The 7,090-nt window shown below is 54.9% G+C and carries 9 protein-coding genes; all 9 read right to left on the bottom strand.

What is annotated here, in order from left to right; all coding sequences use genetic code 11:
* A partial coding sequence (gene mscL, locus QVO43_RS05760) for a large conductance mechanosensitive channel protein MscL (RefSeq protein ID WP_288174607.1) occupies positions 1-265 on the bottom strand: 265 nt, incomplete at its 3' end.
* A gap of 12 nt (positions 266-277) precedes the next feature.
* A complete protein-coding gene (locus QVO43_RS05755) occupies positions 278-643 on the bottom strand; it encodes a VOC family protein (protein ID WP_012938203.1) in 366 nt (121 codons plus the stop codon).
* 15 nt (positions 644-658) lie between these two features.
* The gene (locus tag QVO43_RS05750; protein ID WP_022487602.1) at positions 659-1,588 is read right to left on the bottom strand and encodes a DMT family transporter; all 930 of its coding nucleotides are present in this window, start codon (positions 1,586-1,588) and stop codon (positions 659-661) included.
* Positions 1,589-1,664: 76 nt separating this feature from the next.
* Positions 1,665-2,576, bottom strand: a complete 912-nt coding sequence (murB, locus tag QVO43_RS05745) for a UDP-N-acetylmuramate dehydrogenase (protein WP_022487601.1) — start codon at positions 2,574-2,576, stop codon at positions 1,665-1,667.
* Positions 2,576-2,911, bottom strand: coding sequence for a YlbF family regulator (locus QVO43_RS05740; RefSeq protein ID WP_022487600.1), 336 nt, complete (start codon positions 2,909-2,911; stop codon positions 2,576-2,578). The genes murB and QVO43_RS05740 overlap by 1 nt, the downstream gene beginning before the upstream one ends.
* A gap of 110 nt (positions 2,912-3,021) precedes the next feature.
* Positions 3,022-4,065, bottom strand: a complete 1,044-nt coding sequence (locus tag QVO43_RS05735) for a M15 family metallopeptidase (protein WP_022487599.1) — start codon at positions 4,063-4,065, stop codon at positions 3,022-3,024.
* Positions 4,058-5,710, bottom strand: a complete 1,653-nt coding sequence (locus QVO43_RS05730; protein WP_279127104.1) for a sensor histidine kinase — start codon at positions 5,708-5,710, stop codon at positions 4,058-4,060. Before QVO43_RS05730 ends, QVO43_RS05735 begins: the two co-directional genes overlap by 8 nt.
* Positions 5,707-6,405, bottom strand: coding sequence for a response regulator transcription factor (locus QVO43_RS05725; RefSeq protein ID WP_022487597.1), 699 nt, complete (start codon positions 6,403-6,405; stop codon positions 5,707-5,709). The genes QVO43_RS05730 and QVO43_RS05725 overlap by 4 nt, the downstream gene beginning before the upstream one ends.
* A gap of 160 nt (positions 6,406-6,565) precedes the next feature.
* Positions 6,566-6,949: a metal-dependent transcriptional regulator gene (locus QVO43_RS05720; RefSeq protein ID WP_022487596.1), complete on the bottom strand. Its 384-nt coding sequence runs from the start codon at positions 6,947-6,949 to the stop codon at positions 6,566-6,568.
* Between the last annotated feature and the right edge of the window lie 141 nt (positions 6,950-7,090).

Raw genomic sequence — 7,090 nt, 5'->3', positions numbered from 1 at the left:
TGGTGATGAACCTGCCATAGGCGATCACCGGCAGGTTGGCGGCTTTGGCTTCCGCCAGGGTATTCACCTTTTTGCTGGACAGATTGATGAACAGGTCAGAAAAATCCACGCCCCCGATCAGGATCCCCAGAGGGGGCATGATAATGTCGTTGACCACGGAAGAGACAATCTTCCCGAAAGCACCCCCGATGATAACACCGACGGCCATGTCCACCACGTTGCCCCGGAGGGCGAAGTCTTTGAATTCCTTGAAAAAGCTCCCCATCATTGTTCTCCTTTATTTTTTCGGCGGCAGGATTTCCAGCCAGTAGTTGTCCGGATCGGTGATGAAATAAATCCCCATAGCCGGGTTTTCAAAACAGATGCAGCCCATTTTTTCATGCTTGGCATGGGCGGCGGCAAAGTCGTCGGTTTCAAAGGCCAGGTGGAATTCATTGTCCCCCAGGTTGTAGGGTTCCTTCCGGTCCTTCAGCCAGGTCAGTTCCAGCAGATGGCTGGTCTGATGGTCCCCCAGGTACACAATGGTGAAATCCGGGGTTTCGATCCGCCGGGTCTCTTCCAGGCCCAGGGCTTCCTTATAAAAAGCCAGGGATTTCTGAAGGTCCAGCACATTGAAGTTGTTGTGGACAAATTTGAAGTTCATGGATTCTTCCTTTCTTCAGGCTGCCTTTTTCCGTTTGGAAATAATGGACAGGCAGGAACCGAACAGGATCAGGGCGATGCCCACGATCATGTTCACCGTAATGGGCTCATCAATCACCAGCCAGGCCATAAAGGCGGTGAGGATGGGTTTGATGTAAAAAGCCAGGGACGCGGTAGCAGGGTCCGTATATTCCATGGCCAGGAAATAGCTGGCGTATCCCAGCCCCGTCACCCCTACGGCGATGTAGGCCAGAGGCGGGATGTGGGCAGCGGTAAGGCCGCTGAGAATGGGAATGTCCGTAAAGACTTTCAGTCCCAGGGACAGCATCAGGTTCCGCACCGGTTCAAAGGTGGAGATCCCGATCAGGACCAGCATTTCCAAAGACCCGCAGATGAAACTCAGGCTGGTCATGGCAATGCCCCCGTAGCGTTGGGCGTGTTTCCGTCCGGCGATGCCGTACAGGGCAAAAGTCAGGGCAGACAGCAGGATCAGGATGATGCTCAGCTGGCTGCCGGACATGTTCACCGGGTTTACGATGCAGATGATCCCGGCAAAGCTGGCCATCAGGGAAAAGACGGTCAGTTTGTCAATGGGCTCACCCAACAGGAAATAGGCAAACAGCACCACGAACACCGGGTTGCAGCTGAAGATGACCCCGTTTACCGAAGCCTTGCCGTAGACAATGGCCATCTGATACAGGATCATGCTGACCACAACCCCCAGGAAACCGGAAAACAGGAAGAATTTCAGATCCTGTCCGTTCAGCTGGACGTTCTTTTTCTTCAGGGCGCTGAAGGCCATGGGCATCAGCACCAGTCCCCCGATCAGGAACCGGAGGAATGTGATCTGGATGGGATGGAACATGTTCCCGAAAAACTTCAGGGCCGTTTCCATAGTCCCAAACAGAAAGGCGGTTACAAGGACGAAAATATACCCCTTATTCATAAAATTTTACTTGACTCCTTCCAGGATAAAATCCAAAGGAAGCGTCGCGGAGGCGTTTCCTGGGTATAACAGATGGTTATTTCTCACCGATGATCCGGACTTCCGGCTCCAGCCAGACGCCGCTCATGGCGTGGACCCGTTCTTTCACGTCGTCCATCAGCTGGAGGATCTCCGTGGCCGTGGCATGGCCCCGGTTCACCACAAAACCGGTGTGTTTCTCTGATACCTGGGCATCACCTACCCGGTAGCCCCGAAGGCCTGCCTGGTCGATCAGTGCCGCTGCAAAATATCCTGGAGGTCTCTTGAAAGTGCTTCCCGCACTGGGGAAATTCAAAGGTTGTTTACTCACCCGTTTTTGGGTCAGATCATTGATCCGCTGCCGGATAGCTTCCGGATCATCCCGGGTCAGTTCCAGGGTGGCATCCAGAATGATGTCCCCGGTCTCCATCACCACAGAATGGCGGTACCGGAAGTCCATTTCTTCCCGGTCCAGGGTCCGGCATCTGCCCTGGGTATCCGCCACAGTCACCGTACGGACCAGGGTGCCGATTTCGCCCCCGTAGGCACCGGCATTCATAAGAATGGCGCCCCCCAGGCTGCCGGGGATCCCGGAAGCGAATTCCAGGCCGGACAGTCCTCCTTCTGCCGCCGCCGAAGCCAGCCGGGAAAGAAGCACCCCTGCTTCCACCCGGATGGTGGTACCTTCAATGGCCAGCTTCTTCAGGCTGCGGCCCAGTTTCACCACACAGCCCCGGACGCCTTTGTCCAGGACCAGCAGGTTGGATCCGTTGCCGATTACCGTAAGCGGGACGTTCTGATGGTGGATCTCCTGAAGGAGGCTGCACACCTCTTCCCGGGTCTCCGGTGCCACCAGAAGGTCCGCCGGCCCCCCTACCCGGAAGGTGGTGTACTGTTCCATAGGGGCATTGATCTGGAATTTCCCGGGCAGGTGTTCTTCCAGAAAAGAAAGTAAACCAGACATGGTCATCAGTCCATAACTTCCTTCAACGTATCACTGAGGGTCTTGGACAGGTCTCCGAACATCATCTGGAACCGGATGTAGGCCTGGATGTATTCTGCGGCCACCGGGTTCAGCTGGAGCACGTTGTACAGTTCCTGCATTTTCTTCACTTTGGCATCATCAGGTTTCTGGCCCTGGTACTGGGCGATTTCCAGTTCCTGTTTCTGCTTCAGGAAATCCTTCACCATGGATTCTGCAGAAGAATCCGAGGCCAGTTTCCCTTTGGCTTCCACCAGCACTTTATATTCATGGGATTCCTTAATGGCTTTGCAAAGATTGTTCATTTCGTCATAAACGTTCATGGTCTGAACCTCCTAAAAATAGATTCATATTTTATTAATTTTACCATAAAAGGATAAAATTTGCAGACAAATTTTTCCAAAGGAAACGCAGCCGGCTCCTTTTCACTGGTTCAGCACCTGGTACCGGCTGCCGGCGTCGTAATCGAAATGCCACCATTCCATATGTCGTAATCGAAATGCCCCCATTCCATATCGCTGGCCGTAAAGCCCTGCAGGGTCATCTGCTGCCGGAGCAGGTCCCTCAGGTACCGCTGCTTCTGGGTCCCTCCGGCAAACTGGGCATACTGGGCCGGGGAGGGTTCGTCAAAATCCGAGATCATGGGTACTTCTTCTCCCGTGTCCAGGCTGTACAGGCTCACGTCGATGCTCCGGCCGGAATTGTGGGAATACCCTTCTTCCGCCTTGGGAAGCATATCTGCATGGTCCTTGCCCAAAGCCAGGGTGGCCAGTTTGAAATCCTGCCAGGACCGGTAGGCTTCCCACACCACCAGGCCGTATCCATAGGGCCGCAGTCCGTTCTGGACCCTGGCCAGGGCCTGGGCGGCGCTCCGGTCCAGCAGGGCGTTCTGGCGCAGCACCAGAGGCGCCCCGAAAAGATTGTTGTCCGTGGTGTACCGGAGATCCAGCTTTACCCCGGGTACGGTCTGGGCCACATCCACCAGGTCCGCAGTCTTGTCATAGGGCAGACTGGGTGGCACGGCTGCCGCCGCTTCCTTCCGGAGTTCTTCCATGGGGTTGGGAGGCGTCACCCGGACAGGTTTGCCGTTTTCCCCACCGGTGAATCGGCGGGTATAGCTTTTCTGGCCCAGGTTCAGGCTGATCCCCAGGCCGTTCTTGTCACGGTCGAACCGGACCGTGCTGTCCGCATCGGTGTTGGGTCCCACTTCCCGCAGGTCATAATTGTCGTAATGGTTCTTCACCAGCTGGTACACATTACTGCCGGTGTAATCCCGGTCCTGGCCCTGGAACCGGTACAGCAGCTGGAGCTGGCCCTTGTTTTCCCGGACCGCCACCTGCTCTCCGTTTCCCTGATAAAAGCCCACCAGGGCCGCTTCTTCCCGGTTCAGTTCCTCCGGTTCCCAGGCTGCCGCCCGGGCCGTCAGTGCCAGCCCCACACAAAGACAGGCTGACAGGATTGCCGTTTTCTTAAACATCCCGGTTCTCTCCTTCCTGTTCCACCGTATCGTCCTCCGGCAGGGGATGGACGTTTTCCACCACTTCCGCCTCGTGGGCCCCGTTGGCATCCACCTTAGACGGAGGGGCACAGGGCGGGAAGGTGATCACAAAGGCCGTGCCCTTGCCCACCTTGCTCTGGACCTGGACCCTGGCCTTGTGCATCCGGATGATTTCCCTGCCGATGGCCAGTCCCAGCCCCGTCCCGGGAATATGCCGGGAATGGGATTTGTCCGCCTTATAGAACCGCTCCCAGATATAGGGAATGTCCTCTTCAGGAATTCCGAAGCCCTGGTCGGCCACGGTAAGCACGGTACCCTTCTGGCGGTTTTCCATCACCTGGAACCGGATTACCGAACTGTCCGGGGAATACTTCATGGCATTGTCCCCCAGGATCATCACCAGCTGATACAGCCGGTCCCCGTTGCCGTACACCAGAAGGCTGTCATCCACATACTGTTCCAACCGGATATCCCGTTTCTTGGCCCGGCCTTCCAGCATGTTCACCACGCTTTCCACCACTTTGCCCAAAGGGATGGGTTCCATTTCCTCTCCTTCACCCCGCTGGAGCCGGCTGATGTCCAGCAGTTCGTTGATCAGCCGTTCCAGCCGCTGGGTTTCGTCGTTGATCAGCTTCCGGTATTTCCTGATGTCTTCCGGATCCGTAATGGTCCCATCGGACAACGCTTCATTGTAGCCCTGGATAATGGTAATGGGAGTCCGGAGCTCGTGGGACACATTGGCCACGAAATCCCGGCGCATCTTTTCCATTTTCCGGCTTTTCCGTACGAACTGTTCCAGATCCCGGCCCAGGGAATTCAGACTCCGTCCCAGGTCCGCCACTTCGTCATCTCCGTCCACTGCCACTTTCAGGGAATAGTCCCCCAGAGCAATGGCCTTGGCGGAATTCTTCATGGAAATCAGAGGCTTCACCATCCGCCGGGTAAGCCCGCTGACAATAATCACACTGACGAACAGGGCGATGATCCCCACAATGATGGTGTAGATGTAAATATCCTTCAGCACCTTGTTCAGGCCTCCCAAAGGAGACGCCAGCAAAAGGGCCCCGGTCACTTCCCCCCGGGTGTCCTTCAGGGGGATCCCCACCATCAGCACCTGTTCCTTGTAGTAGGGATGATAAATCCGTTCATTGACCCGGTCCCCGCTGTACACTTTCGCCAGGGTTTTCCGGAACCGCTCGCTGTTGGGGCCTCCTTCCTGGATCTGCTGATCGATGGCCGCCACGCTTTTCATCCATTTTTCCCGGCGCTTGGCTTCCCGTTCCTGTTTGGAGGAATCTGATCCATCATGGACCTGTTCGTATTCCGTACCAGTTTCCGAAGCCCCGATCAGGTCGAACTGGTTGTTGAACACCCAGATCCGGGCCCCCACCAGCTGGTCCATGGAAGTAAGATATTCCCGAAGGATGGTCTTGTCCATGTGCGTGGCGTCGAAGTACCGGATCATCATGGCCACCTGGCCGCCTTTGTCATTGAGTTCCAGTTCCTTGGTCCGGAAGAAATAATCGGTGATCAGGTAGCTGAGGCCTACGGAAATTCCCACGATAATAGCCAGAATCAGGCCCATGTAACTGTACATGAGCCTGGTGCTTAATGACTTCTTCACTTTTTGACCTCAAACTTGTAGCCCACACCCCAGACGGTCATAATGTCCCAGGTGGAATCCGGCGGAATGTCCAGTTTGTGCCGGACCCGCTTGATATGGGTATCCACAGTACGGGTATCCCCGTAGTAGGTGTAGCCCCAGATCTTTTCCAGCAGCTGGTTCCGGCTGAACACGATCCCCGGATTGGAGGCCAGGCACCAGAGCAGTTCCATTTCCTTGGCGGTGAAGGTGATTTCCCGGCCAAAGGCAACCACCCGGTATTCGCTGAGATTGATCATCAGGTTGGGATATTCCAGCACCTGTTTGTTCTGGCTGTTCATGGAGGCGTTGGTCCGGCGGAGCACCGCTTTCACCCGGGCCACCACTTCCCGGGTATTGAAAGGTTTGGAAATGTAGTCGTCCGCCCCGATCTCCAGTCCCAGGATCCGGTCGTCATCAGAATCCTTGGCCGTGAGCATGATAATGGGAATGTCGGAAATCTTCCGGACCTGTTTGCACACTTCCAGTCCGTCCAATACAGGCATCATAATGTCCAGCAGGATAATGTCCGGCTTGCCGGCCTGGACCTGGACCAGGGCTTCTGCCCCGTCCGCCGCTTCAATGACCTTGAAGCCCTCTTTTTTGAAATAAATGCTTAAAATCTCACGGATCTGCGGTTCGTCATCCGCGATCAATACGGTCTGTTGTTTGTTCATAGAAAGCCCTCACTCTTCTGGCAGAAAGCTGCCGGATTGAAAGAATCCCTTCTTCCAGGACCCATAACTGAGTGTCCAAAAGCGGCACTCCATTGGTTTATTATATCATAAAATGTCAACAGAGGGGGACCGTTGCCTTTGCAGCAGTCCCCCTCCTGGCTCATTTCTTCGACCGGAGCCGGAGATATTCTTTTTTCAGAGCATCAAAGGTTTCGTCACAGATATCGTGTTCGATTTTGCAGGCATCGTGTTCCGCATGTTCCTGGGAGACGCCCAGGGATATAAGGATGTGGGTCAGCACCTGGTGCCGCTCATAGATCCGTTCCGCAATATCCCGGCCGGTTTCCGTCAGGTTCACAAAGCCCGATTCGTCCACCGTAACCAGGCCCTCTGCCCGGAACTTTTTCATGGCCACACTGATGGTGGGCTTGGAATAGCCCATTTCGTTGGCAATATCAATGGAGCGTACCAGCCCCAGACGATTTTTCAGCACCAGGATGGTTTCCAGGTACATTTCCGTGGATTCTGATTCATGGTATTCCATACGTTTTCACCTTATTGCTGCAGCATCGGAGATGCTGGTTATTTTGGTTAGTGTTTACATTCTATTCTACACTATGTTCAGCAATTGTGCAAACGGGGAAGGATCTCCGGTATGTGTCAACAAGTTCTCAGTAAAACCTTC

The sequence above is a fragment of the Acidaminococcus sp. CAG:542 genome (assembly GCF_000437815.1).
Taxonomy (GTDB): Bacteria; Bacillota; Negativicutes; order Acidaminococcales; family Acidaminococcaceae; genus Acidaminococcus.
This window is presented reverse-complemented; position numbering and strand designations above follow the sequence as displayed.